The following is a 26310-nucleotide window of genomic DNA, read 5'->3' as shown; positions in this document are numbered from 1 at the left end:
ATTCCTCCAAATATAATAATGAATTCGATCGTGTACGTTTTTTCAGTTAATTCTTATCTCATTTCAGCTTCCCACTTGGAAATTTCCTCTCGTACTCGCGGTGCAACCTCTTTACCGAGCAGTTCTATAGCCCGCATTACCAACTCATGTGGCATCGTGCTTAAGGGAACATACATCATGAAACGTGTAATTCCTACATGCTTGCGCAGATGAATAATTTTTTGAGCAACTGTTTCCGGATCCCCTACATACAACGCACCATCAGAGCTGCGGGCAGCGTCATAGCTGGAACGATCATAATATGCCCACCCCCGCTCTTTGCCGAGTTTATTCATGCCGTACTGAGTGGACGGGAAAAAGAGTTCTGCGGCCTTTTCCGTATCTTCTGCAACAAATCCGATAGAATGTGAACCTACCCGAAGCTGCGATACATCATGACCGGCATGAGCTGCCGCCTTTTTATACAGTTCTACAAGTGGCGCGAATTTCGTTGGATTACCACCGATAATTGCAAGAACTAGTGGCAGACCTAGAATTCCAGCACGTATGGCAGACTCCTGAGTACCTCCGCTACCAATCCATACAGGTATAGAATCCTGAACAGGACGCGGGTATACCCCCAGATTATGTATCGCTGGTCGATGGCCTCCACTCCAAGTTACTTTCTCAGATTCCCGTAATTTAAGAAGCAGTTCAATATTTTCATTAAATAGATCCTCGTAGTCATGCAGGTTATAACCAAACAGCGGAAAGGATTCAATGAAGGAACCCCGGCCAGCTATAATCTCGGCACGTCCATTGGAGAGACCGTCCAGCGTGGCAAAATCCTGAAACAAACGGACAGGATCTGCTGAAGATAGGACCGTCACAGCACTTGTTAATCGAATTCGTTTTGTGAGGGGCGCCGCAGCGGACAACACCATTGCCGGTGAAGAAGCCGCATAATCTTCACGGTGATGCTCACCTACGCCGAACACATCAAGTCCTACCTGATCTGCAAGGACGATTTCTTCGACGACTTCTCTCAATCGCTGAGCATGACTAATGACAACTCCGGTCTCAGTATCAGGCTTTGTTTCTACGAATGAAGTAACACCTATTTCCATAATTAATCTCTCCTTATATTTTCTTTCCTTAAGAGGAATGTTCAAGACAACGGATTAAAGCCGTCCAATCCAACTCGCCATAACCATGGGCAATTCCTTCCGAGAGGTGTTGATGAATAAGCTGACCTAAAGGTAGTGGAGCTTGAACTGACTTGGCTGCCTCGATAGCTAATGCAACATCCTTTAACCCGAGCTTCATTTTAAAACCGGCTGGTTCAAAGCGCTGTTCTGTCATGATCGCGCCATAGTTCTGATATACCGGAGATTGGAAAAGAGCATTCACAACATCCATATATCGGGACGGCTTAATGCCGTGCTTTTCAACCATGAGCTGCGCTTCCGACAAAGCTTCCAGCATTGAAGCAATCAGAAAGTTAACGCCTATTTTGACAATGTTACCTTCTTCGCCATGATCCCCAATCTCAAATATCTCTTGACTTAGTGCTGTTAACATGGGAAGTACTCGTTGTCTTGCGTGTTCAGGACCAGCTAAAATAATGCGCAATGTAGCTGCTTTAGCCGCATCCGGGCGCCCCATTACGGTGGCAGACACAAAGTGCTGGTTTCTCTCCGCATGCAAAGCGGATAATTTCCGAGCCAGATCTACGCTGATCGTACTGGCAGATACGTGAATTCCATTTTCAGATAATCCGTTCAGAACTCCATTTGGTCCCTCAACAATCTCTCTCAAAGCAGCATCATCAGATAACATGGTAATTACAAGATTGCTTTCTTTCGCTGCCTCTAGTGGTGTTTGGACATAACGTGCTCCCTGTTTTATTAATGGTTCAGCTTTTTCAAGGGTCCGATTAAAGATGACTACGTCATACCCCGCTTTCAACAGGTTTTGTGCCATTGGAAGGCCCATATTTCCAAGTCCAATAAACGATACCTTCATTGGTTGCATCTCCTTATTGTTGATGGATTGTTTCGATAACGGAATGAATGTTCCAGAATGATCAAAAAAAAATGGTCTTACAGATACTCTTCAAATGACACCTTCAAAATATGAGGAGTATAATAACGGAACAATCATTCCAATATTGCTAAAAAAAATTATATCCCTGCAATTACAAAATTAATCATCTCTTTTGCACGTTCTGGATTTTGACCTGTTTTGGCCATAATATTTATGCTTTGATGTAAATTCAGCAATAAATAAGACATTGTTTTGATATCTGTTGTTTTATCTATCTCTCCCGATTGTTGGCCCTTCTCCAAAAGCTCGCAAAATGCTTGTTCCAAATCCGAAAAACTAGTCTGTATCAAGACATTTATCTGTTCATCTGGTGACTCCAATGTTGTAGCTGTATTCGTTACAAAACATCCGCCCGGTAGGCTCGTATCGTATGCGGAAGCAATATGATATTCAAAAAACTGAAGAATTCCACCTCTAACGTTGGATGCTTGTTCAAGAATGGTCTGCTTATTGGAACTCCCTTTTTTATAATGCTCCAGGGCATCTCTGTACAAGGTTTGCTTGTCGGAAAACGTATCATAAAGGCTGGATCGGCTAATGCCCATCACTTCCAGTAAATCCGGTATGCTGGCAGCCTCGTATCCTTTTTTCCAAAACAACAGCATTGCTTCGTGTAACGCTTGATTTTTGTCAAATTCTTTAGTCCTGGCGATAAGTAACACCTCCCGTTTCAAAAATATAACATATCTGAACTGATCAGTCCAGAAAAAATGAGCAGATTTTACGTGCACACTCTTGGACATACGGAAGACATTTATTAAATTCGTAATTTCAAATAAGGAATCATAAAATGAGTAATATAGAAACTATACTATTAATGTAAAAAATATACCTTTTGTTTTATGAATTAGGAGAACTCTCTTCAAGGAATTTGTTCCATAACGATGTGAATACTCTATGTGTTATCGTGTTAATTGAATTTTAACTACAATGCCTTCCATTTAGCCATTCATCTAATCGGCAATAGGACCATGTTCTTGTCCCTCGACATCTTTTCAGATTAACGTCTTCAAAAATTCAAGTCTTTACATATGTTTAGACTGTTTTTTGAATCATTTTATGCCCTGTATACTCCTCAATTGGATTGTTCATTGATTAAGATCATAAGTAATCTTGCTCGCTAACATTCTTTATAACTAAAACCTTATTAGGTACCCATCCTTTCTCACCCTCTGGCGTGCGAACAAAACTCCATTCATTAAGTTCAAGTTCTTTTTCAACTAACATACCAGGAATTACAGTTAATTCGTGTGCAGAATAGTGTGTTAACGCAGTCGCTATGTGTTCCTCATTTGGTGTACTTAATATTTGTTTTGGTACCCAGCCGCACTTTTTAGAATGGATTGCTTCACAAAAAATCCAGTTTGGAAATTCAGTGTCTTCTCTTCCGTAGATAACAATATCTCCTTTAGATAAAACAATTGGAACAGGATAATTTGAAACATGTGGGTAAATCACTTTATATTGTTTCATAATGCCTCCACATAGTATATTTAACCTTTATTCCTCAAGTTGCGTCCAACAACGTAAGGATTAGGTCCGTAAAAGCATATTCATTAAACCTACTTATCTACTAACTTACAAAAAGAAGCAGACTCCAAACCTCAGGTTTGAATCTGATTAAATAGATTTATATAAATAGCCCTTCAAATACAATTTAATTTCTTAACGTCAAATAATCCGATATCCCATCGAGTCCACGCTGTCATTCACCTCTATGAGGTACAAAACCGACATGCTTTGTCAACAGAGATCGCCATTTCCATAAAAAATATAACACTCATGTATAACATATATAAAGAACGCACGTTCCCTATCCCTTGTTTCTGGAGTTCTACTAATCGGTAATCAGTACAAGTTCTTGTCCTTGGATCGGGATAAGAACTTGTACCGATAAAGTAGTAGAGATTTCGATGGGGCTATGTTCTTGTCCCTCAGCATGAAACATAAAAAAACACAAAAAAAAGCCGCCAAATTAGCGACTTGCAATGGAACGATGTTCGTGTCCTTCGACAACTTGGTTCAGCAAATTCCAAAATTGTTCAACCATGACGGATGGCGGATACGGCATTGAACGGATAATCCACCATTCCAATACACCCACTGATGCTGAAATTAAAAATTGTACTGTAATGTCTCTGTCCCAGTCTTGATCGAGATTGATTGAATCCAGATGTTCAATCAGACTTTTTCTGAACATGGTCTCCATTTGGCTTCGAAATAGTTTTATTACGCTATCATCGAAGAAAAAACGGACAAGATCCTCATTAAATGAATGGCTAGTTAAAATCAAAATGGATATGCGCTGTTTTTAGATACATGAATTATTTCAGATGGGAACCTTGCCTTAAAATATTTTTCTACTTTCAGATGAATGCTTTTCTCGTACCATTTGTCCCAGCCGTTCGCCTCAAAGAATTGTGGCATCCCTAAACGCTCAGATCTCATCCCCATTTGACCATCACCAATCAATAGCGTATCAATCCAAATTCGATCAGTTATGCCCTGTATCATGTTAGCGAAATTAGGTGAAAAAGGTAGCACAGGGGAAATAGATACTTGTGTATGTATCCCTGCATCCTTTATCTTTTTCAAGGCTTTAACTCTTAAATTTATTCCAGGAGCATAGGGCGAAAAAATGCGTTTCACGTCTTCGCGATCTGTCTCGATTGTCATTGAAACCATAATTCTACATTTTCCCTTTAATTTTAGTAGTATATCAAGGTCTCTGGCAACCAACGGGCTTCTAGTTTGAATTTGAAGTGAATCTGGTGGGTTTTTATCCATTTCTTCCAGTAGGCTTCTTGTAATATTTGCCCTCTGCTCTACAGGTTGATAAGGATCTGTGGCTGATGACATGAATATACTTATGGGTTTGTTTTTACGTCGTAGAAGAGAGACTTCCTTTAGATAGTTTTCTGCTGCATTTTTCTTGACATCCACCCACGATCCCCAAGGAATATCCTTAAACTTTTGAATAGGCATTTCTCTGACGTAACAGTATTCGCAAGCAAATGCACAACCCGTATAGGGATTTAGTGAATGAGTAAAACCAATATCTAGATAACCTTTTACTTCACTTAATATTTTCTTAGACACAATGTCTTTGATTTCAATTGGCACCACGCTACCATCTCCTCAATTACTTTCGTCTAATCTCCAACTTAATCGAACGATTACACTATGCATATCTTCTACAAAATTTTATCTTAAAATTTCTCATGCTAATTGAAAAGTAGGCACCTTTTTATTAGATAGGAACCAGAATGTAACTATTGGGTGTTAACTACAAAACAACCGTTTCAAGAACGGTTGTTTTGTGTCGTGAAAGATTAAACTAGTGTTCTAGTCCCAAATTTTAATGTCCGGATACTCGATTATTCTACTGCTCCAGTGGAGCCGATTCGAAGATCAACTTCCAAATCAAAATGTGCTCGGGATAGTTCTTTCCCCCAGTCGGCCTGTGCTTCCTTGTATAAGGGATACTGATATGCCCTGGCATAAAAACCATACCCGAAAGGATCGATATTATAATTTTGGCACTTTTTAATAAGCGCCTCCATGTTTTTTTTCATTTCCTTGCTTAATTTATTTGCCATTTCCTCGGAATTTTCCAGAAGTTCAAATTCAAGAAACTTTTCAGTTATGCTGACGATTGACTTCACTTTAATGTTGAATTGAAATCTGCCATTTTCATAAGAGGATTTCGTTTTCACCGAAATGTCACCTAAAGAAAAACTCACTTTGTCGATGTTAAATGGCATGGTTTGTTGTAAATCATCAACAGAAAAAGTGAGACTGACCCCTGGTTTAGCTTCATTTTTCAGAATGTGAAGAAGTGACGTCTCCTGATAGGTCAGCGAAGTTCTGTAATCCCCTTTTCGGGATAAAAGAGTTGTTCCTTTTAGCATGATTTTATTATTTTCGATCTTGATTTCCGAGATGGAAGGCGTCATCGCTCGATCATACAATTGTCTATGTAGCTCCTGCGCGGTTGTTTTTACAGTAGCTGAACTTCTGCTTCCTGAATCGACAATCGCTTTCATAAATAAAGGTAACGGTGGTTGATCTTTGGCTTGAAAATTAAAAATATCCTCCATAGGACCATCAAAAGCAATGATGCGGTCGGTAATCGTATTGCGAGGATCGCGAAACATGACATCAAGTACTTTAAACCAATCCTTATATTGAAGCAATTGTTTCCCTACAATGATGACTTGAAAATTACGTCCCGCAAGCGAACCGGGAAATTGGGCATCCTGCTGATTTCTCGACTGTCTTAAACCTTCTGCTATTCCTCCCCCTTCACGGCTTTTCTTTTGAATGTCTTTACTGAATACAGGGGCAGATATATAATAATGGAGCTTTTTATCTTTGACATCCAACCCAAGAGCCAAAGGAACCGTTGCATCTTCCAAATTGGTTTTGTCACTGGCGCAACCTGCGAGCGCAACCAATAAAATGCAGGAAACAACCGAGATAATGAATTTTCCGACCCATCTCATGTGCGTTGCCCCCCACCCATCTTTTTGCGGATCGCTACATATAGAAGAATACCCGCAGGCAGAGCAAACTCCATCATAAAACCAATATAATTGAGTGCGTAGTTTATTTGAGTAGATTTGATAAAGCTGGGCCGATAGAGGAGAAAGCTAATTTCAATGACAATACACCACACGGCAAGGTGGTATCTTTCCTGACCTTTTCCTACCAGCGACGCGGAGCATCTCGAGACAATATACATGGAGGGAATCCATATGCAAGAAAACACGAACAGATAAAAAGCGATGAATACCACTTCCACCCGCTCAATAAACTGAAATTCAACGGACTTCATAATGCTAATCACGGGGTCGTTATACTCCCCGATCTCATCAGGACTAAAGTACACGTAACAAATCAGGGTGATTCCCAAGTAAACGATGCAAGTAAGCGTGTTGGAGATGATCATGGCAGGTAATGCTTTTTCTTTGTTGACTAGTTGGGGATAGAGAAACAAAACCAGGCCGATGCCAAGCATCGGATAGATCATAAATTTTACGGATGAAAGAATCGGAAGCCATCCCTCTTTTAAGATGGGCAGTAAATAGAGCCAATGGGCATTACTCAGTGTAGATATATAAATGAACGGAATCCATATGGAGAGCATTGTGACTATTTCGCTGTACCGCCCGATTGCCTGAAAACCATGTTGCGCAATCTGGAATGTGGGGATGAGCAGCAGCAGAACTAGAATATAGATATACGTGCTTGGCAATAACCATAATTTAATAACGAGTGAAGCGATCATGTAACCGTCATATGCCAGAAGCAAATAATAGATCATAAATATAAAAGCAGCTACTTTTGCTGCCCACACGCCAGTATAACGCTGAATCAATTCGAGTATTGAACTGTCTGGACTATGTTTCATCAGCTTGACGATTACTACAGAGGATATCGTGGCCAGCCCCCAGCCTAAGAAAATGACCATCCAGCCATCTGTTCCCGCATGCCTCGCCAGCTCTCTGGGAATAGACAAAAAAGCAACACTGATTTGGAAAGAAGAAATAATAAGAATGAATTGAAGCATCGTTACCGGGCGTAATGACTTCATGGTTTATTTCTTCTCCTTCCATCCTCTGCTTTTTCCCTGCCTTATCGACTGGCGGGATTTCGTGCTTACAGGGCGGTTGTTCATCATCCACAAAGGCACCCGCAGTAAGGTATCCTTCCAATCCATGGCCCGAAATGGTGCTATAGGTGTGCTATAGGAATTACCGAGCGAGTTTAATGTTATTAGCCGGATGATGAAGCTCATCATGCCAATGACAAGTCCTACAAATCCGAACCAGCTAGCTAGTATCATCATCATGAACCGCATAATTCGTACAGCTGCCATCATGTCTTGATTGGGAATAATAAAAGATGAAATAGCTGTAAAAGCCACCACGATAACCATTACATTGCTGATTAATCCTGCCTGCACAACTGCCTGTCCAATGACAATACCACCAACGATTCCTACGGTTTGTCCTACTGGAGCTGGAAGACGAACTCCCGCTTCCCTTAACATCTCAAGTGTAATTTCCATAATGATCGCTTCAACAAATGGTGGGAATGGAACTTGCCCCCTTGACTCACCAAGCGTTAATAACAGCTTCAATGGTATAATCTCAAAATGAAACGAAATGACGGCTATAAAAAATCCAGGCAAAAAAATAGCGATGAAAAAGGCAAAAATGCGCAATATTCTGAGGAATGACGATATGGACCATCGGGAACTGTAATCATCAACCGTTTGAAAAAAAGACATGAACGTAGCCGGCGCAACCAGAACACTTGGCGAACCATCCACTACAATGACACAACGCCCCTGCAGTATTTGAGAAGCAGCCGTATCCGGTCTCTCTGTCGTAATCATTTGGGGAAGCAACGCAAGCGGTTGGTCCTCAATAAATTCAGCCAATTCTCCGGTGTTAATGATGGCATCCACGTCAATGGATTGAATCCGTTCTTCCAGCGCTTTAATGATGTCCGGTTGGGTCACATCTTCCAAATAAAGCAAAGATACTGGCGTTTGTCCCCGCTGCCCAACAATATACCGCTTCACCTTTAACTCTTTGTCCGCAATATAACGACGGATCATGGCAATATTTTGAGAACCTGTCTCTATAAATCCTTGATGAGCTCCTTTCAGTGAGGGCTCTTGCTGAGGATCCTCAATAGCGCGTTGCGGGAATCCTTTTGTATCCAATGCGTATGCAGTACTTCTTCCTTCAATGAATAACACGCTGTAGCCGAGTATAATGGAAAGTCTCAGCTCTTCCCACGTGGAGTGAGGTTTGACATAACCCACAGTTGTAATGAAATCTCCGGAGGGATTTCCGGTTTCTAGTTGAAGCGGAGCAAGGACATTCTGATTAAGTGATGCTTTATCTGTCAATTCTTCCATATAGATTATGGCGGCTGGTTCTCCGGTCTGTTTTATACACAACTTTCGGATGATTAAGTCGGGGGTATTCGTAAAGATTTCTTCAATTCTACCCAAGGATTCGTTCAAACTTTTGGTGATATTCTCCTCTTTTGTATTCGTGGCAGATTGTTCATCCACTACTCTTACCTCCCTTCTTCCAGCAACATTTCCTTATTATGACGATTATTCTCCTTGATATACATCGCGGGTTGTTCATTCGAAAGGTATTTACGTGCAATCATTCCGTTTCCGAAAAACAGTTACATCATCATAGGAGTAAAGATATCGTCGTACTCCCTTCCTGCACTTCTGCATTAGTCATAAGTACACATACAAGAAAGCAGCCCGCGCGGGCTGCTCCTTAAAACTCTCTAAGAGTTCTGTATTTAGAAGTGCTTTGAAAAAAAAGCCGATCCATTAGGAAAGACTTTGGTTGTTATATGTACAAAATAATGGGTAATCGTGTGACGCTTTTAAAAAGATTGGCGTCCATACCGTCCGCCCCTACAAAATAAGCTGCCCGTTAAGGCAGCCGCTTTTTGGTTCATCATAATTGACGTTAGCACTCAACCCACTAACTTCAAAATTAAAATTGCCCTGTAACAAGCATGCGTTCTCTGGTTATAGGAATGAGGGATAACACAACCTCTTGAGCTGCCTTATAATCATTTCTGGATAAAGCGTGCAGCGTATCCCGATTAATTCCAATCGCACTGTAGTGTTTGATATGCGGAGTTCGCTTGAAGCGGACGATGGAATACATGTAAAGTTTATCCCGAAAGGAGTCAAATGTGTTCAGCATTACACCATTGTTCAAGGATTCAACGATCTCCCGCATGAAAAGAAAATGATGTTCGGTGTATAAGGCATAGTCATTCCTTTTCTCGGCGGTCCGCTGGACCTCAACATGAGCTGCAAGTGATTCAAGATTTAAGTAGATCTCTCGGTTCGGATTTTTCATCATTTCGAAAGAGTAAAAAAGCATGGATTGAATCTGTTCAATCAGATCAAGAAATTCCTTACCCCCTACATCCTTGACCAATACACCACGATTTTTGAGAGAAGTCACATAACCTTCTGATTCAAGGCGAGCAATGGCATGACGGATTGGTGTACGGCTCATCTGATACTCCTCCGCCAATTCGTTCTCTGAAAGCAGGGTTTCGGGCATTAATTCACCGCAAACCATTCGCTCACGAAGCATCATGTATGCTGTATCGACAAGCGATATTTTGTTCATATCATAATCCCTTTCTCTCATTGATGAGGACTTCATTTGAATTTTAATGAGATCTACACATTTCATCCTATATTACCAGTCTTAGGAGAAGTTACGCAACCAGTCTAAGACAAGAAGGAGTCCAACACTGTATCCCAGTTTCTGGACTCCATTTGTTTAAACCAGATATTTGTTTTGAAGAGCTGTCCTTTGCTCGGCACTAATGCCTAGTCCCTCATTAAGATACTGATCAAAAGAACCGTAGTTCTCTTCGATTGCTTCAAGTGCCGTTTGGATAAAGGCCGCTTTCATCATTTCCGGAATCACTCCCTTAAATTCAGGCATTTGATCCATGTATTTTTGATAATCCTTGTTGCTTCCGGAGAGGAAGCGCTGCATGAGTCCGTCTACCGCGAGATTCGTCAGTTCGTAGTCTTCAATAACTACATCTCGCGGCACACCTAAGGTGAGAAGGATCACTGCACATACGACTCCGGTCCGGTCTTTCCCGGCTGCACAGTGGAACAAGGAGGTGTCCCGCTCTTCTTTTAATAGTTCATTTAGGATAAGTGCACATTTGTCCGTATTTAAGATCATCGCTTTGTAGCCTGCATGCAGATCATGTCCGATCTTCTGCATTTCCTCAGGACTTGCTTCCGCCATAAAGGGAATATTCGTGTTGATCGCATGGCCAATGGCTGGGCTTGGACGGCTAGCTACTTCAAAATCACTGCGCAGATCACATATCCAGTCAATACCGAGCGCAGTGGCCGTATGCAGGTCCTGCTCACTAAGCTCATGCAGATCAGCAGACCGCAGCAGCATTCCCCATCGAGTCGTACGACCATCTTCTGTGAGATAACCGCCCATATCACGGAAATTAATTACTCCATCGGTGTAAATCATGCGATCGTTAATGGTTGATATCGACCCATTCGTGAACTTCACATGATAATAGTTTCGGCCTGGAGACACCGTTCTCGTAAATACTGCTCCTGCCGGGTCGATTTGTACATCAAGCAGTGTGCTGTTGGATTCAATCAATTCCGGTAGAACAGAGTGGTAAACTGCCTCCGCCTCTATGTTCTCTTCCATATTCCAGGCTAACGTAATCCCGTTATTATCGCTATACCTAGCCTGTACCTGAGGGCCTTGTTTCAAAAGTGAATTAGATGTTGACATTGATATTCCTCCTCAAGTGATATTCATTGTTATGAATATGAATGAATTAGTTTTGACGTGTTTTTAGCTTCATTTTGTATCGGTTTGCCACGAACTCCACGCTGAATACCATGACGAAAACGACCAATCCGACAAACAAAGCAGCCGCAAAGTTATAGGATTTCATGGCATGAGTCATCTCATATCCAATACCTCCCGCGCCAACCGCACCGAGAATAGTGGATTCGGCAATACCGCCTTCCAGCTGCAGCACGCACCAGGCAATAAAGGCTGTCTTCACGGTAGGCAAAATACCTTGCATGACAATCTGCAGCCAGCTGGCACCCGTAGACTGCATCGCTTCGAGTACCCCCTTGTCGATTTCCTCCAGTGACTGGGCAAATACTTTGACAAGCATGCCTGCGGCAGAGACAGCAATCGCAAGCACTCCGGGAAGCGGTCCAAGACCAACAGATACGATAAAGATAAGGGCCCACACGATTGTGGGAATCGCACGAAGCAAGGAAGCGGCGCTTCGAATGATCCAAGCGACGAACCGATGAGGCGTCAAATTGCTTGCAGCCAAAAAGGAGAGAAAGAACGCTACGACGATACCCAGCACCGATCCAAGAATGGCAACTTGCAATGATTCTACAGCAGCGAGCAGGACATGGCGCCAGGCCGAGAAATCAGGTGGAAACATGGTTCCCATGTAACCGCCGAGTTTCGTAAAGCCTTGGGCCATCTTAGAATAGTCGAACTGCAGCTGAACGAGACTGAACACAAAAAGCACAGCAATAAGCGGCAGACCGATCACGAACAGCTTGTTTCTTTTTGGCTTGGGTGGCTCTGGTATGGAAGTATACAGCGTAAAAGATGGCTTCGCTTCGTTCATTCGCATACTCATATGATTCGCTCCCTTACGCGATTGGTGATCATTTCCACAACAAGAACGATAACGAGCACAAGCAACACGGCCATGCTGGCTTCCTGGTACTGAAACAACTTCAATTTGGATTGCAAAATAAATCCGAGACCACCGCCTCCAACCATCCCTACAATTGTAGAAGCGCGTACGTTGATTTCGAAGTTGTACAGGCTCCAACCGATAAACCCGGGTAAGAATTGTGGAAACACGGCTTGGGACAACACTTGTAAATAACTCCCGCCAGCAGCTCGAACCGCTTCTACCTGTCCCATGTCAATTTCTTCAAGCACCTCGGCAAAGGAACGAGTTAACATACCAATTGAGATCAGGATCAGCGACATCGTACCGACTACAGCCCCCAGTCCAAACGCTGCAACAAGCAGAATCGTCCAGATAATTACCGGAATGTTACGAAACAGCGATGTAGCCGCACGAACAAATACCTGAAGGTAAGGGTGAGGGCTTGTCGTGGCCGCGGCTAAAAAGGATAACATCCCTGCTACAACCGACCCGATGACCATCGCCACCACACTCATATAAAGGGTCTGCATGGCAGGTTCAATGAGTTGGGAAAGTGAAGATAAATCAGGTGGAAGAAAATCAAAAAAGATAAATCGGAAGCTCTCTCCTACCCCTGCCAACAAAGCTCCAAATGAAAACTCTGCGCCGATGGAAGACCAGATAATGAGAGCCAACAGCACGATAAAAAACAATATCGTCTGTGTACGTTTCATTTTTCGGGCAGATTGTAACTGAGCCGCATTCATGTCAGGCTGTCTCCTTCACTTTGGGATTGGTCTGGTTGTAAATGAGACGGATCATATCTTCCGTCAGTTCATCCGGTGTCCCGTCAAACACCTTGGACCCTTTATGGATACCGATGATACGGGTTGCGTATTTCTTCGCGATATCTACCTGATGCAGATTGCACAGGCAGGCAATGCCTTCCTCTTTGCAGATCGTATATAAATAATGCATAATCGTCTCAGAGGAAGCAGGGTCGAGACTGGCTATGGGTTCATCTGCTAATATCAGGTCCGGCTTTTGAGAAAGTGCACGTGCAATACCCACTCTCTGCTGCTGACCTCCACTGAGTTCATCTGCCCTCTTATACATCTGCTCATGTAAACCAACACGATGAAGCATAAGCTTGGCGGCTTCTGTATCTGCTTTTGAGTAAAGACCCAGTGCCCCTTTCAGCGGATTCATGTAGCCTAATCGTCCATGCAGCACGTTATTAAGAACGGACACACGGGTGACCAGGTTATATCCCTGAAAGATCATGCCCATATGGCGGCGAAGTTCACGGAGCTTTTTACCCTTGATGCCCATAGTTTCATTGCCTTTAAACTGAATCTTTCCGTTTGTCGGCTCGATCATTCGGTTCAGGCTGCGCAGCAATGTGCTTTTCCCGGCTCCGCTCGGTCCAATGACAACAACGAATTCTCCAGCATTAATTGTTAGGTTTAAGTTATCAAGTGCTTTTGTTCCGTCAGGATATACCTTGGACAACCCTTCCACCTGTAAAAGTGTCATTTTAATTCCTCCTTCTCTCAAGTTTGAATTCTACTTCTTCAGCAGTTCCTCAGGGGACATATCCAGTGCTTTGGCGACTTCCCGGATTGGATCAAAGTCACTGTCACTGCCTTCTACAAAACGGGCTGCGCCGACACTTTCCAGGAATTTAGGATTTTTCGTATCGTAATCCAGCATAAGATCACGTAGCTGTGTAACCAATTCCTCTGGCAAATCTTGACGATAAAGCAGTGGAGCTCCACCGACGATCGGATCGGATTCGGCAATCACGCGGAAATCTTCCTCTTTAATAAGTCCTGATTCTGCCATCATCGGCACCATGAGACTTGACGTCCCAATCCCATCTGCATTACCGTTTGCCAGTGCAAGCAGTGATTTGTCATGTCCACCGGAGAACGCTACACTGCCGAAAAAGGAATCCAGTTCCTTATTGGAAAGACCAAGTTCTTTCATTAATGTGGCACGTGGGTACAGATTGCCTGATGTTGATGCCGGATCGGCAAACAAAAAGTCTTTTCCTTTAAGGTCTTCTACACTTTGATATGGGGAGTCGTTACGGACAAGGATTACCGTATTCGATTGTTGATCACTTTCGGAACGGACAAGCAGTTGGGCATTGGCTCTTTCCGTAGCGATGATGTAACCAAACGGCCCGATCAGTCCAACTTCAATTTTGCCTGCACGCAGGGCTTCGATAACCATGTTATAATCTTCTGCTACAAAAATTTCCGCAGGAATGCCGGTTGCTTCAGTAATGTCTTTTGCAAGCTGTTCCTGAGAACGGTTCATCTCGCCCTCTTCGCTTGGCATAATACCGATTCGGATTACTTCTGGCATTCCGCCTTCACTGGAACTTGAACTTGCTGATGCCCCGCATCCAGACAGGATGACAAGCATAAATACAAGCGAGAGGATCAAGCTTTGATAACCGTTACGTTTACTATTTTTCACAATGTATACCCTCCTGAAATTTGGTTGCTTCCATACCGGATTATCTGGTACACAAGTAGGATACAAGTTGAATGTAAGAAGAGTGATTTGGTGAATCACCGAATTTGTAAAACATTTATCGGACTATGTTTTGTCAGTTTCGGCAATCGGTACAAGTTTTTCTCCTTGGCTCGGGACACGAAACTTGTATCGATAAACAAAAAAGCCGCTAATATAGCGACTTCAAAGGGAATATGTTCTTGCTCTTCGCCGACAGATTTTTATTTATTTTATTCTTTATTTTCATCTACAGACTTTTCAGAAACTCAACATATATTTTCTATGACATAGAGACAAAAAATACCGACCCTTCAACTTCAAAGGTCGGTTTACCCATTTGGGAGAAGAAAACAATGGTTTTAAATGCATTATATCCACCGGATGTGGTTATATACCTTATTCTGCTTGAACTCCATGTTCATGTGGGCAATTCAGTAATATCAACGTTCATATGTTCGGTTAGCATTAAGGTTACATCCACTTTCACTTTGCTCCATAATAATGTCATTTTATGAATGTAACCTCTCACCGAATAATCTACCGTTAAACTCAGTTCGGATCTCACTTCATCTATGATTTTAATATGATGTTCCTTTAGCCTTTGTTTCGATTTGTACATTTCTAAAGCAATTTTCTTTTGGGTACCGTCCAAGTAGTCAACATACACAGATTTCATCTTAAAGTTTGAAGCGTATATTTTATGCTTATCTACCTCCAGAGCACCTAAAAGATAAGGGAGCTCTACCACCCTCTTCACGAGTGAAAGTTCCTCGAAAGTCTGTCGCACTTTACACGCCTCCTTCTTCAAGTTTTACAGCGACCAATTGATCAAAATCGACCCATTCAAATCCATTCTCCATTTCAATTTTGATTTTCTTTCCAAAGGTACTGACTGAAGTGACGATCCCATGTATATACCGATTGCCTGACTCAGTAAATATTTCAAAGGTAGCTTGCAATGTATAATTGAGCGACATATCTATATTCTGAGTAATAATCTCCCACTCATCTTCATGGATCAGTGGTTTCGCTTGATAATGAATTTGAGTACGATGCTGTATAATTCGTTCTTTATGTTGTGGAAGCATCATGCGGCTCGATTCCCATAATCCATTGGCCTCCAGTTTTTTGCTCATTTATAATGCCCCCCAATTTTAGATGCTCGATCGATCGCTTGACCCGCAGCCGTAATGGAGCTCGCTCGTAGAATGGCAATGTCGCCAAATCGATCCTTAATGTCGTCCATCACCTGATCAATGGCCCGTTTCTGCTCTTGATCATCAAAAAAAGATAGTTGATATGTATCCGCGTTGGATAATTGAGACAGGGATACGCCTACACGGCGCACAGGTTGCCCATCCCAGTGTTGATGAAATATGCGTTTGGCTATCTTGCATACATCAACGGTTATGTTTGTAGGATCAGACAGTTTAACCTGTCTGTGAAAACCAGTGGGGTGGTCAAAATCCGCTCCAGACACACTTACGGATATGACGCTACCCATCAGTCCCTTTTTACGGGCTCTTCTGCACACTTCTGTACAGATATCGAGGATAACTACTTCGATCTCCCAAGCCTCTATGAAATCTCTAGGCAGGGTCATTCCGTTTCCGATATCCTTTTGTGTACTGTGTGTGTTGACGGTTACCGGTGAATTGTCGAGTCCATTTGCAACTCGCCAGATGACTTCTCCATTAACACCCCACTTACTTCTTAATTTGGAAAGAGGCGTATTCGCCAGGTCTCTAATGGTTCGGATGCCCATCTTCCACAGATGTTTTTCCATTCTTGAGCCAATTCCCCACATATCACGGATGGGCTTATCTCCAATATGGAGGTGTAACTCCTCTTTCTTTAGATGGAAAATGCCCCCCTCTGCTTTTTTAGCGATCATATCGCAGCACAATTTACTGATGATTTTGTTTTCACCAATGCCAGCTCTCGCGTAAACGCCTGTTTCATTATAGATTTTGTCTTGAATTTGCTTGGCCAAATCGACTGGATCATTACCGAATAGATGCATGGACCCTGTAAAATCAGCGAATAATTCGTCTATACTGTACGGTTCGACCAGATCGGTGAACTCCTCAATAATGGACATGATTTGAGTGGATACTTCGATGTATTCTTGCATGTGTGGTCTCACAATGATCAGTTCAGGGCACTTCTGAAGAGACTGCCAAAGTGGTTCCGCGGTAGATACACCCTTCGCTTTGGCTAGTGGACAAGCGGCAAGAATAATTCCAGAACGTCTTGCGGGGTCTCCAGCGACAGCTAATGGTCTATTTTTGTATTGAGGCATTTTTGCCTTTTCAACTGAAGCATAAAAGCTCTGCATATCAATGAGCATAATGGTTCGTTGCTTAGTCAACACTGAAATCACTCCTGTACATTTAAGAACGTATGTTTGTATATTATAAACCGAACGTACGTTCTTTATGCAAGAGGTAAATATTTATATTAGGCATACGACGAAGTGATGGATTCAAATCATACTAAGACACACCAGCTTCTCCATTAGTTGAACTCCCACCTGTAACCACAGTTTTCATTCTCCTGACTTAAATGCGAAAATACTTGAATATGTAATTAAGGATGCTATTTAAAAGCCAATACACAAAAAGCCGCTAAATTAGCGACTTTAATTGGACCATGTTCTTGTCCCGAGAAAAATAATAAAAGCAGTCGACATCAGCTGCTGCTTTCTTAGTATTTTATTGTTGGATGCTACTCCATCCACTTACATCACATTGTCCATAATCATTATCACCCACAGCAACCATCGTCCCGTCAGACTTAAGACCAACGGTATGATAACTCCCCGCTGCAACTGCTACAATATCGCGCCAACCGCTTACGTCGCATTCACCTTCATTATTTCTACCCACAGCGACTACCGTGCCATCCCATCTAAGCCCAACAGTATGCAGATACCCCGCCGAAACAGCTAATATGTCGCCCCAGTCGTTTACGCTACATTGGTTATACTTATTGTTACCAACGGCTGTTACCGTTCCGTCTATTTTTAGACCGACTGTATGCCAGTCACCCGTCGTGACCGATAAAATATCATGCCAGCTGCTCACGTTGCATTCCCCTTCATTATTTCGCCCCACCGCAACCACGGTGCCATCTGATTTAACCCCAACCGTATGGCACCAACCTGCCGAAACGGTTACAATATCGCGCCATTCGCTTACATTACATTGGTCATGCTTATTCCAACCTATAGCTGTTACAGTCCCATCAGATTTAAGACCAACGGTATGGGCATTACCGGTATTCGTAGCCATATGAACATTACCCGCTGCAACTGCGACGATATCGCCCCAATCGCTTACCTTACATTGACCATATTTATTATCACCCACAGCTATTACTGTTCCGTCAGATTTAAGAGCAACGGTATGACGACGACCGGCCGCTATGGTACAGTTACGGAACCGTTTCGTCTCAAACACTGCTTCCTTCCGTGAATTGTAGCCCATATCTTCCTCCTCTCCGCCAATTGAAAATCCTCGTTTAGTTCAACTGTAAGTCATAAAGTTTGTTGTTAAATCGCACTTTAACAAAAGAAAGGCTCGCACAGGCAGGGGATTCTTACTTCCCTGCCCAATACGAGCGTTTACTTCAAATGCACTCAAACGGTTGATCAAGGTGTGTATTTTTAGCAATCGTTTCATTTCATGTAGCGATATTCTAATAGATCCTTCAAGTTTGAGATTTTCCGCAGCAGCTTCTCCCCGACATTGGTTTCCCTCACCAGCTTCCGCTCCAGTTCTTTGTCCACCAATCTTTTTAGAGATAACACGTCTGTTCCGTTACATAACACATCTTCTTTTGAATTAAATTTCTGATGGGCGACGAGCTGCATGCCAAAAGAATTGTACAGCAAGGTATATCCGGCAATGCCCGTTGTGGACTGATAGGCTTTGGAAAAACCGCCATCAATCACGATCATTTTTCCGTTTGCTTTAACAGGGCTCTCTCCACGACTTTCTTTGACTGGCGTATGACCGTTAATGACATGTCCATGATCTGGATTCAAATCAAACTCCTGCAAAATTTTTCGAGTGATCTCTTCATTTTCACGTAAATGGTAGTAAGGGTTCTTTCTCTCCTTATGTGCTTCTTTATCTTGGATAAAGTACCGTTCAAAAGTGGTCATTTCTCTCTTTCCAAAGAGCGAGGAACATTCCCCTGTCCAGATGTACCATACCATATCCGTCGCCAGATCTTCTGTCTCTTCCGGATGTGCAAAGGCGTAACGTAAATAATCCTCAAAAACATCAAGCAATTGACGGCCGGCATATGTCTTGTCTTCAATCTGCATTTCTTCCATATTTCCTTCTTCATCCAAAGGAATACAGCCGTGGATTAACAAATTCCCGTTGTATTTTAAATAAAGGCTACCCTTTTTCATAAGAAAATTCATATGTCTGGCCATCTTTTCGGAATGCTGAACGGAAAACAGCAGCTTTTCCATCACCTGGCGTTCTTCCTCCAGCAATTGTTCAGGCTTCTGCGGATTTATGGTTGCAAAACAGGTGTTTTCCAGCAGGTATGTTTTACCGCAGATGTTGATTTCATTTTTGTCGTAATCAATCTGCTCCAGCAAAAGTCTTTCAGACATATTAAAGTATGGGCGTCTCTTGATAATCGGGATTTCAAGTTTAAACTGAATCATGGCAATGGCTTGGTGAATTTTCGTGATCTGCAGAATTTCCTGCTCCGTTAGGTTATGACCAGCCTGTAGCTTAGGTCTGAAAGATGGATTGTCCTCATAGTATTTCTCCGCCAGGTTTAGCAGTGGGCGCAGATTGATTCCGTATACATCTTCGATGATATCCAGATTGTCGTATCTGGCGCAGATCCGAATAATATTCGCAAGGCAGGCCAGAGAACCCGCGTAGGCTCCGATCCAGAGGACATCATGGTTACCCCACTGAATGTCTACAGAATGGTAGTTGATCAGTGTATCCATAATTTTATCGGGGTACGGCCCCCGGTCATAGATATCTCCAACCACATGAAGATGGTCAACCACCAGGCGTTGAGTCGTATAAGCAAGGCCGATAATGAGATTGTCCGCCTGGCCCAAGGATATAATTTGCCGATATATTTCCTCGTAATAAGGATCCTTATTGTTGGTCGAATCCGTCTTGTATAAAAGCTCTTCTACAATATATACATATTGCTCCGGCAGAGCTTTACGCAATTTTGAGCGTGTATACTTGGAAGAGGCATAAGAAATAAGCTTAAGCATGTGTTCAATCGTTAGTCTATACCACTGGTTCAAAGCCTGTTTATTGCTCAGTTCCCCTATAACCAGCTGTATTTTTTCTTCCGGGTAATAAACCAACGCCGCAAAATCATTGATTTCTTGATCCGTCCAAACCTTCCGGAATAATTCTTTGATTTTCTCTTTGACGGTACCCGAACCGTTTCTTAGTACATGCTGAAAAGCCTGGAACTCCCCATGCAAATCACTGACAAAATGCTCGGTTCCCTTCGGGAGATTGGAGATCGCTTCAAGGTTGATGATCTCTGTTATGATTTTTTCTTCCGTATCATATTTCTCGGCCAATAAATCTAGAAACTGCTCATCCAAAACAGATGTCCCCCTTCAAGGAAGTATGGTGTTGTATAGCCGGGTCCAAAAGCTTTAGACCTACATAAAATTACTCTATACTTGGCATTGATTATATGGTAATTATCAGCATCGCCTTCCCCCATCATACTCCAGTTAATCATATATGAACAAATTTCATTGAATGGATTTTGAACGAAACAATGTTTGTAAAAATAAAAAAGCCGCTAAAATAGCGACTTTCAATGGGATCATGTCTTTGTCCCTCGACATTTTTTAACTAACTGCTATTTTACACAATGAAAAATAAACGATCTATTCTCAGAATTTGCTTCTTTAAACTCCCAATCACCGTATGTTTCAATTTTTGAGAAACCTATTTGTTTCAGCGACTCATCGAATTCTTCTTGATTTCGAAACCTCAGCTGCATTTTTTCATGAACTAACACTTCATCTGTTTTTGTATTTTTTACCATTTCGTAGAAAGTGTAAATATCTCCCTCAAACCCTTCATATTCTGTATAGATTTCTAAAGGATCTCCGTTTAGTCTATCTTTAGCTAAGTCAGGAGTTTTGTCCTTCTCCCATTCTTCCCATACTTTTACCAAAGGGTTTCTTGTATCAAAAATAAAGTGACCCCCATTTTTTAGGGATCGGAATACGTCCGAGATTACCCGCTTCCAACTATCATCTGTAAGAAATACCTGTGCAACATTGGCTGTCATGATTACCGCATCATAGGTATTGGTTTGTAAATCCGCACTATCACCTATAATCCAATTCACATTTCCAGAATTATCTTTACTTCTCGCCATTTCAATCGCTTCTTCATTGGGATCTATAGCGGTAATTTTATAACCGCACTGAACAAGATGAGTAGTCCATCTTCCTGTTCCACAGCCCAGATCAGCTATAGATTCTACTTGTAATCTCTTTAACAATGCAAGGAAAAATTCATCATCTTTTCCCCAATGGTTAATCTGGTCATATACTAATGGAATCATATATAATGTCTCCCCACTTTCAACAGCGTTTACTGTGCTCAACAGTTTGATGCCTCATACATAAACTATACAGTTTTAGTCTCATTCAGTGAACCAATAACTTCCCTGGTTGCTTCTATGAAAGATAACATGATTGGTGAAAGCCACTTGTCTTTATGCCACAACATCTGTGGATCTACCTGCAAGTCCGGAATTTGCCATGGGAGGACAACAAGTTCTCCACGTTCAACTTCAGATTTCGCGACGATCTCAGGAAGAAAGACAATACCGATTCCTGAAATTGCACATTGTTTAATAGCCTCGGCACTTTGAAACTCTAAATATGTGATGCTATCAATGCCCTCTTTCTCAAATGATCGATCAAACATCGTTCGATATGGACAACCCTTCTCATTTGTCAGGAACACTTCATCATGAAAATCTTCCAATTGCAGCACAGTTCGTTTGGGGAGTGGGTGATCTGGAGCAGTTAACAATCGGAAATGTTCTTCCAGCAATTCTCAATTCCGAAACTGAAACCTCTGCCAGTCTCATTTCTATGGCTTTCATCTTTAATTCTACCGGATAACTCACTCTGGTTGCCATTACAAACACACCTCCAAGATGATCTCCCCTATCTTACGACAAGGCTTCATTCTCTTGAAGGTGTGTTTGATTAATACATATTCTTAATGATTATAACTACAATTAAGTAAGTACAGTCATCGCCTCTCTTGTGAATGGAACCAGATCATCAGTACGTCCTTCTTGAATTTTCTTAGCCCATTCAGGGTCGACTAGAAGAGCACGGCCTACAGCAACCAGATCAAACTCATCATTCTGAAGTCGTTGTACCAATCCCTCGATACCGACGTTACTTGCGCCTTTACCTTCTGTGAACAGACTTGTAAAGTCACCATCAAGACCAATCGATCCAACAGTGATTGTCGGTTTACCAGTGAGTTTTTTGGTCCAACCAGCAAAATTCAGATCAGACCCTTCGAATTCCGGCTCCCAGAAACGGCGTGTGGAACAGTGGAAGATATCGACGCCAGCTTGAACCAACGGTGCGAGAAGCTGCTCCAGTAATTCCGGTGTTTCAGCCAATTTAGCCTGATAATCATCTGTCTTCCACTGAGATAAACGCAGTACAATAGGGAATTCCGATCCCACTACTTTACGGCAAGCCTCAATCACTTCAACTGCAAAACGTGTGCGAGCCATCATATCTCCACCATAACGATCCGTACGAGAGTTGGTTTTCTCATACAGGAATTGGTCGATCAGATAGCCGTGTGCTCCATGGATTTCAACACCATCGAACCCAACGCGTTTCGCTTCTGAGGCTGCTTTTGCGAATTCCTGAACGATTGTAGCAATCTCAGCTTCCGAATAATCATTAACATGACCTTTGGCTCCCATATGCCAGATCTGTGGAATAATTCGACCGCCAGCTTCATGTACTTCAGATACAACATGTGCCCAACCATTCATTGCAGCTTCGCCATAAAAGTGCGGCACATTGGCTTGATTGGATGCATCCGGATGATTAATTATTGTCCCTTCCGTCACAATCAGCCCCACTGCGTTCTCTGCTCTGCGGCGGTAATAGCCCGCAACATTCGAACCCGGGATACCGTCCGGAGAAAATTGACGCGTCATTGGCGCCATCACGATCCGATTGGATAACTTCAAGTGACCTAACTCTATAGGTTGGAACAATGCTTCTACGGATTGAGAATAATTCATAATAACCTCCACATATTTCATTTTATATAAATTGACCTAGGAGATGTTAAACAGCAACCAGCCTGGTTAACAACTAGATGTTACTTCCAAATGAATCAATACACGATCTTTATCGAAAAGCCCCACCTCCTTCAAGGTTTCGTGGTGTATTGATCCGCCTTCATTTATTTTTGACTTCGTAGTCAAGAATTTCACAAAAAAAAGATCAAGACATGATCATGCCAAATGAAGTACGCAGAACCGTCTCGATCTGTTCACGGGATGAACCAGATTTCTCCATAACTCTCACACCAAGGATGGTGTTATTTAGATAAGATGCAAGCTCTATACTCGTATACCGGTTGGAAATTAACTGTTGTTTCTGGCCACTACTTATAATCTTATCTAATACCAGTTGAATCTCTTCTGCCATGAGCTCAGCTTCGCGGGTGACCTGCTCGTCATCTGTTCCGAATTCGAGTGATGCATTCACAATTAGACACCCTTGGCAGCCAGTTTCATCGTCTAAAAGGGAATATCGTAAGGTATCCAGTTTATCAACGGGAGACGAATCCAGGGTTTCAATCTCTTTCAGTTTCGCTATAACCTGTTCACGGTAAAGTGCCAGCGCCTTCAGGAACAACGATCGCTTGTCTTTAAAAACACAGTACAAACTTTGCTTTTTGACTCCTGTAGTACGCGTAAGGTCCTCATATGAAGTTGCTTTGAACCCTTGATTCCAGAATACTTCCATAGACTGGTGTAATACACGATCGACATCAAATTCTCTTGGTCTGCTCATGGGATTAATGTATCAGTTATTGACCATGCAGTCAAGAATTGATCATTTTTCATCCTAATCTCTACGGTAATTTCCTGCAGGTCCACTGAATGCGGTCTAACTCTTCCGGTAAGCAACCTTGTGAAAAGCATTGATATAACGAAACAGTGCTTCACCATCATCAGGCACATGCATACTTGTATCCATTGGCAGCATCATTGCCTGATACGGCTCTGGCACCATTCTATACTGATGGACATAGGAGGTTAGGATGAACCCGTTGCGTTGCCAGAACTGAATGCGTTCCTGATGAGCCTCCGTTGTCCCGAACTCCGCCTCGATAATCATACCTTTGATCCGGTGTTCCCTTAACGCCCAGGCTCTGAGCTGCTCCAGCATCCAGGTCCCTATGCCCAACCCGCGCAGCTTCTGTTCAACCGCGAGGTAATCGATGATCAGAATGCGGTCCGCAGCCTTCCCCTCCAGTCCAGTAACAGCCATCGCAACCACTTCACCATGATGCACGCCCATGTGTAAATTACCAATTTTCCGGTCCAGCATACTGCGCAGAATCGCTTTTGTCTTAGCACCGCTTTGAAAAGCCTCATGATAGATTCGCTCCATCCGCGCCCACAATGCTTCATCCCACTCCTCTATAGTCGTAAACTCTAATTCCAGCATTTCATTCGCCTCCAGCTTTAATTCAGATTTATCGTGATCACCCTTCTCTTGCCTGACGATAGGCACTCTACTGCCTGGTTCTTTTATACTTCCTTTGACGAATTCTGCGATTCTGAAGACTGTAGCATGTCTTTAATCTTAAAAGTTGATGTTTTTATCGTTCGCATACCTGACGTATATTCACAAAATTCATCTATCCTGCCCGTCAGCGTAATAAGCATTAACTTTTAATATCTTCTTTAGTCTTTTGTCTATATCGAATTATGGAAAGAGGTAAATTAACTATTCCAAGAATAAAAGAAGAGCCAATGGATATCCATTGAGATATTGAAGGATAATTCGGTTTTCCGTCTCCTACAGGTCCTATTTTGGGTTGGTGGCTATCCCACAAAACATATAAGAGACCAACAGCAGGTAACAATATGCAAATTACACTTGCAACTATATGTAACACATACTTGTTCAATCCTACCCCTCCATTTATTGTATTCATGTCTTAAACTCTGATTATATTATAACGTTATCTCAAACGGGAAATTACACTAACTACTCCTTAGTTCAACAAAAATTTCTCTCCTTTAAGATATTTCTTAAAATAGTTTTGAATAACTGATGGAAAATTTGTCGCTAAGGATTGTTGTTCATTTGGATTTAGAGAATGGAATGCGAAAGTCCTAATGATTGACCAAATAAAAAATGCTTCTAATAACTCGACATAATTCTCTTCCAGTTGATTTACTTTGCTATACGATGAAATAAATACTTTCCTATTATCTGATGAAAGATGCAAAAATGTTTCAGCCATATCAAATAAATAAAAGCCATAGCCACAATTCGAAAAATCTATAGGTTGAGGAGTATCCTCATAAAAAACATAGTTACTCTCATGAAGGTCAGAATGAATAACTCCCCAGTTACTTGGCAAACGTTTATGATGTTGTATCACATTTGCTATTTTATGTGCTGACTCTTCCACATGAACAAACACTTCACTTGAGATAAGCTCTAAATTTACTAACCGTTTTAATTGATGAAGTGATGAATATAAATGATCAGAATTGTATATTGGTCTAATAAAGCCTTCAGGTGCATTCCACTGCATAGAATGTTTATGTAGAGCCGCCATTAAGAGAGCCAAATTTTCAGTTTCATTACTTGTTGGCTCTCTTTGAAGTATGCTTCCATGAATCCAATGATGAATAGTCACCATGATTGTATTTTCGCTAAGATGAGTTGATATTTCTGTTACCAGATCACCTTGAAGATTTCTGACAGGTGCAGGTACGACGAGATTTGTATCTTTAACCAAAGCCTCAAGCCAAATAAGCTCTGATGTGATATTCCCTTTTGATTGAATGGAAATCGTTGAGATATGGATTTTGATTAGAAACTTTTGATGAGCATCGTTGGTCTGAACTTGAAATGTAACATTATCACTCTTTCCGAGATACACAAGTTTTTCCCAATAGATTGGGTATTGATGTAAAGCTTCTTTTGCCACCTTCGCATAATCTTCTTCAGAAAGCATAGTATCCACTCCAGTTAATGTGATTTTGACTTCACAATTTTACCAAGTGAACTTTATTGTATGGTGATAAAAGTTGATTATAACTAAGCTTTACTGCGTTGTCAGATGAGTTCGCTGCGTAGCAAAAAGGTCTAAACAAATGTTA

Annotated in this window: 26 protein-coding genes and 1 pseudogene; all 27 read right to left on the bottom strand. The window is 42.0% G+C overall.

All coding sequences use genetic code 11. The annotated features are described in order from the left end of the window. Positions 1 to 53: 53 nt before the first annotated feature. Entirely contained in the window at positions 54 to 1106 is a 1053-nt protein-coding gene (locus MKY87_RS01880; protein ID WP_340962656.1) for an LLM class flavin-dependent oxidoreductase, read from the bottom strand. A gap of 28 nt (positions 1107 to 1134) precedes the next feature. Further along, the gene (locus tag MKY87_RS01875) at positions 1135 to 2004 is read right to left on the bottom strand and encodes an NAD(P)-dependent oxidoreductase (protein WP_339783553.1); all 870 of its coding nucleotides are present in this window, start codon (positions 2002 to 2004) and stop codon (positions 1135 to 1137) included. A gap of 158 nt (positions 2005 to 2162) precedes the next feature. Then, entirely contained in the window at positions 2163 to 2759 is a 597-nt protein-coding gene (locus MKY87_RS01870) for a TetR/AcrR family transcriptional regulator (protein WP_340962654.1), read from the bottom strand. 427 nt (positions 2760 to 3186) lie between these two features. Beyond that, positions 3187 to 3558 carry an SH3 domain-containing protein gene (locus tag MKY87_RS01865; protein ID WP_339783557.1) on the bottom strand — a complete coding sequence of 124 codons (372 nt, stop codon included), beginning with the start codon at positions 3556 to 3558 and terminating at the stop codon, positions 3187 to 3189. 502 nt (positions 3559 to 4060) lie between these two features. Continuing rightward, complete coding sequence (locus tag MKY87_RS01860; protein WP_339783559.1) at positions 4061 to 4378, bottom strand: TetR-like C-terminal domain-containing protein; 318 nt, start codon at positions 4376 to 4378, stop codon at positions 4061 to 4063. Next, positions 4375 to 5208, bottom strand: coding sequence for an SPL family radical SAM protein (locus MKY87_RS01855; RefSeq protein ID WP_339790598.1), 834 nt, complete (start codon positions 5206 to 5208; stop codon positions 4375 to 4377). The genes MKY87_RS01860 and MKY87_RS01855 overlap by 4 nt, the downstream gene beginning before the upstream one ends. Before the next feature lie 254 nt (positions 5209 to 5462). Continuing rightward, entirely contained in the window at positions 5463 to 6590 is a 1128-nt protein-coding gene (locus MKY87_RS01850; protein ID WP_339783560.1) for a Ger(x)C family spore germination protein, read from the bottom strand. Then, on the bottom strand, positions 6587 to 7681 hold the full coding sequence (locus MKY87_RS01845; RefSeq protein WP_338587011.1) for a GerAB/ArcD/ProY family transporter: 1095 nt from the start codon (positions 7679 to 7681) through the stop codon (positions 6587 to 6589). The genes MKY87_RS01850 and MKY87_RS01845 overlap by 4 nt, the downstream gene beginning before the upstream one ends. A gap of 3 nt (positions 7682 to 7684) precedes the next feature. Next, positions 7685 to 9178, bottom strand: coding sequence for a spore germination protein (locus MKY87_RS01840; protein WP_340914447.1), 1494 nt, complete (start codon positions 9176 to 9178; stop codon positions 7685 to 7687). A 448-nt stretch (positions 9179 to 9626) separates the two neighbouring features. Next, entirely contained in the window at positions 9627 to 10280 is a 654-nt protein-coding gene (locus MKY87_RS01835) for a GntR family transcriptional regulator (RefSeq protein ID WP_340962652.1), read from the bottom strand. A gap of 156 nt (positions 10281 to 10436) precedes the next feature. Continuing rightward, entirely contained in the window at positions 10437 to 11441 is a 1005-nt protein-coding gene (locus MKY87_RS01830) for a tyrosine-protein phosphatase (RefSeq protein ID WP_340962651.1), read from the bottom strand. Between the two features lie 46 nt (positions 11442 to 11487). Then, complete coding sequence (gene phnE, locus MKY87_RS01825) at positions 11488 to 12327, bottom strand: phosphonate ABC transporter, permease protein PhnE (protein WP_338587005.1); 840 nt, start codon at positions 12325 to 12327, stop codon at positions 11488 to 11490. Next, positions 12324 to 13115 carry a phosphonate ABC transporter, permease protein PhnE gene (phnE, locus tag MKY87_RS01820; protein WP_338587004.1) on the bottom strand — a complete coding sequence of 264 codons (792 nt, stop codon included), beginning with the start codon at positions 13113 to 13115 and terminating at the stop codon, positions 12324 to 12326. Before phnE (MKY87_RS01820) ends, phnE (MKY87_RS01825) begins: the two co-directional genes overlap by 4 nt. Position 13116: 1 nt before the next feature. Then, positions 13117 to 13884 carry a phosphonate ABC transporter ATP-binding protein gene (phnC, locus tag MKY87_RS01815; protein ID WP_339783571.1) on the bottom strand — a complete coding sequence of 256 codons (768 nt, stop codon included), beginning with the start codon at positions 13882 to 13884 and terminating at the stop codon, positions 13117 to 13119. A gap of 30 nt (positions 13885 to 13914) precedes the next feature. Next, the gene (locus MKY87_RS01810) at positions 13915 to 14835 is read right to left on the bottom strand and encodes a phosphate/phosphite/phosphonate ABC transporter substrate-binding protein (protein WP_340962650.1); all 921 of its coding nucleotides are present in this window, start codon (positions 14833 to 14835) and stop codon (positions 13915 to 13917) included. A gap of 457 nt (positions 14836 to 15292) precedes the next feature. Next, positions 15293 to 15661 (bottom strand): hypothetical protein, encoded by a 369-nt coding sequence (locus tag MKY87_RS01805; RefSeq protein ID WP_036613922.1) that lies wholly within the window; start codon positions 15659 to 15661, stop codon positions 15293 to 15295. Position 15662: 1 nt separating this feature from the next. Beyond that, positions 15663 to 16010 (bottom strand): YolD-like family protein, encoded by a 348-nt coding sequence (locus MKY87_RS01800; RefSeq protein WP_091029881.1) that lies wholly within the window; start codon positions 16008 to 16010, stop codon positions 15663 to 15665. Next, positions 16007 to 17224, bottom strand: a complete 1218-nt coding sequence (locus MKY87_RS01795; RefSeq protein WP_445669445.1) for a DNA polymerase IV — start codon at positions 17222 to 17224, stop codon at positions 16007 to 16009. Before MKY87_RS01795 ends, MKY87_RS01800 begins: the two co-directional genes overlap by 4 nt. Positions 17225 to 17588: 364 nt before the next feature. After that, positions 17589 to 18362 carry an RCC1 domain-containing protein gene (locus MKY87_RS01790; protein ID WP_340962649.1) on the bottom strand — a complete coding sequence of 258 codons (774 nt, stop codon included), beginning with the start codon at positions 18360 to 18362 and terminating at the stop codon, positions 17589 to 17591. Between the two features lie 191 nt (positions 18363 to 18553). After that, positions 18554 to 20485: a fructose-1,6-bisphosphatase gene (locus tag MKY87_RS01785; protein WP_339783578.1), complete on the bottom strand. Its 1932-nt coding sequence runs from the start codon at positions 20483 to 20485 to the stop codon at positions 18554 to 18556. A 266-nt stretch (positions 20486 to 20751) separates the two neighbouring features. Continuing rightward, entirely contained in the window at positions 20752 to 21468 is a 717-nt protein-coding gene (locus tag MKY87_RS01780) for a class I SAM-dependent methyltransferase (RefSeq protein WP_074095283.1), read from the bottom strand. Positions 21469 to 21533: 65 nt separating this feature from the next. Beyond that, positions 21534 to 21965 (bottom strand): annotated as a pseudogene (locus tag MKY87_RS01775) (substrate-binding domain-containing protein); the annotation flags it as partial. Positions 21966 to 22155: 190 nt separating this feature from the next. Further along, on the bottom strand, positions 22156 to 23196 hold the full coding sequence (locus MKY87_RS01770) for an NADH:flavin oxidoreductase (RefSeq protein ID WP_340962648.1): 1041 nt from the start codon (positions 23194 to 23196) through the stop codon (positions 22156 to 22158). A gap of 205 nt (positions 23197 to 23401) precedes the next feature. Continuing rightward, positions 23402 to 23977, bottom strand: a complete 576-nt coding sequence (locus MKY87_RS01765; protein WP_339783582.1) for a TetR/AcrR family transcriptional regulator — start codon at positions 23975 to 23977, stop codon at positions 23402 to 23404. 96 nt (positions 23978 to 24073) lie between these two features. After that, entirely contained in the window at positions 24074 to 24637 is a 564-nt protein-coding gene (locus MKY87_RS01760) for a GNAT family N-acetyltransferase (protein WP_340914457.1), read from the bottom strand. Positions 24638 to 24857: 220 nt separating this feature from the next. Then, a complete protein-coding gene (locus MKY87_RS01755; RefSeq protein WP_340962646.1) occupies positions 24858 to 25103 on the bottom strand; it encodes a hypothetical protein in 246 nt (81 codons plus the stop codon). An 87-nt stretch (positions 25104 to 25190) separates the two neighbouring features. Beyond that, a complete protein-coding gene (locus tag MKY87_RS01750) occupies positions 25191 to 26165 on the bottom strand; it encodes a phosphotransferase enzyme family protein (RefSeq protein WP_340962645.1) in 975 nt (324 codons plus the stop codon). Positions 26166 to 26310 lie beyond the last annotated feature (145 nt).

Origin of the sequence: Paenibacillus sp. FSL R7-0198 (assembly GCF_038000415.1) — a bacterium.
In the GTDB taxonomy this organism is placed as follows: domain Bacteria; phylum Bacillota; class Bacilli; order Paenibacillales; family Paenibacillaceae; genus Paenibacillus.
The sequence above is the reverse complement of the archived record's forward strand: the minus strand, read 5'-3'. Positions and strand labels throughout refer to the sequence as shown.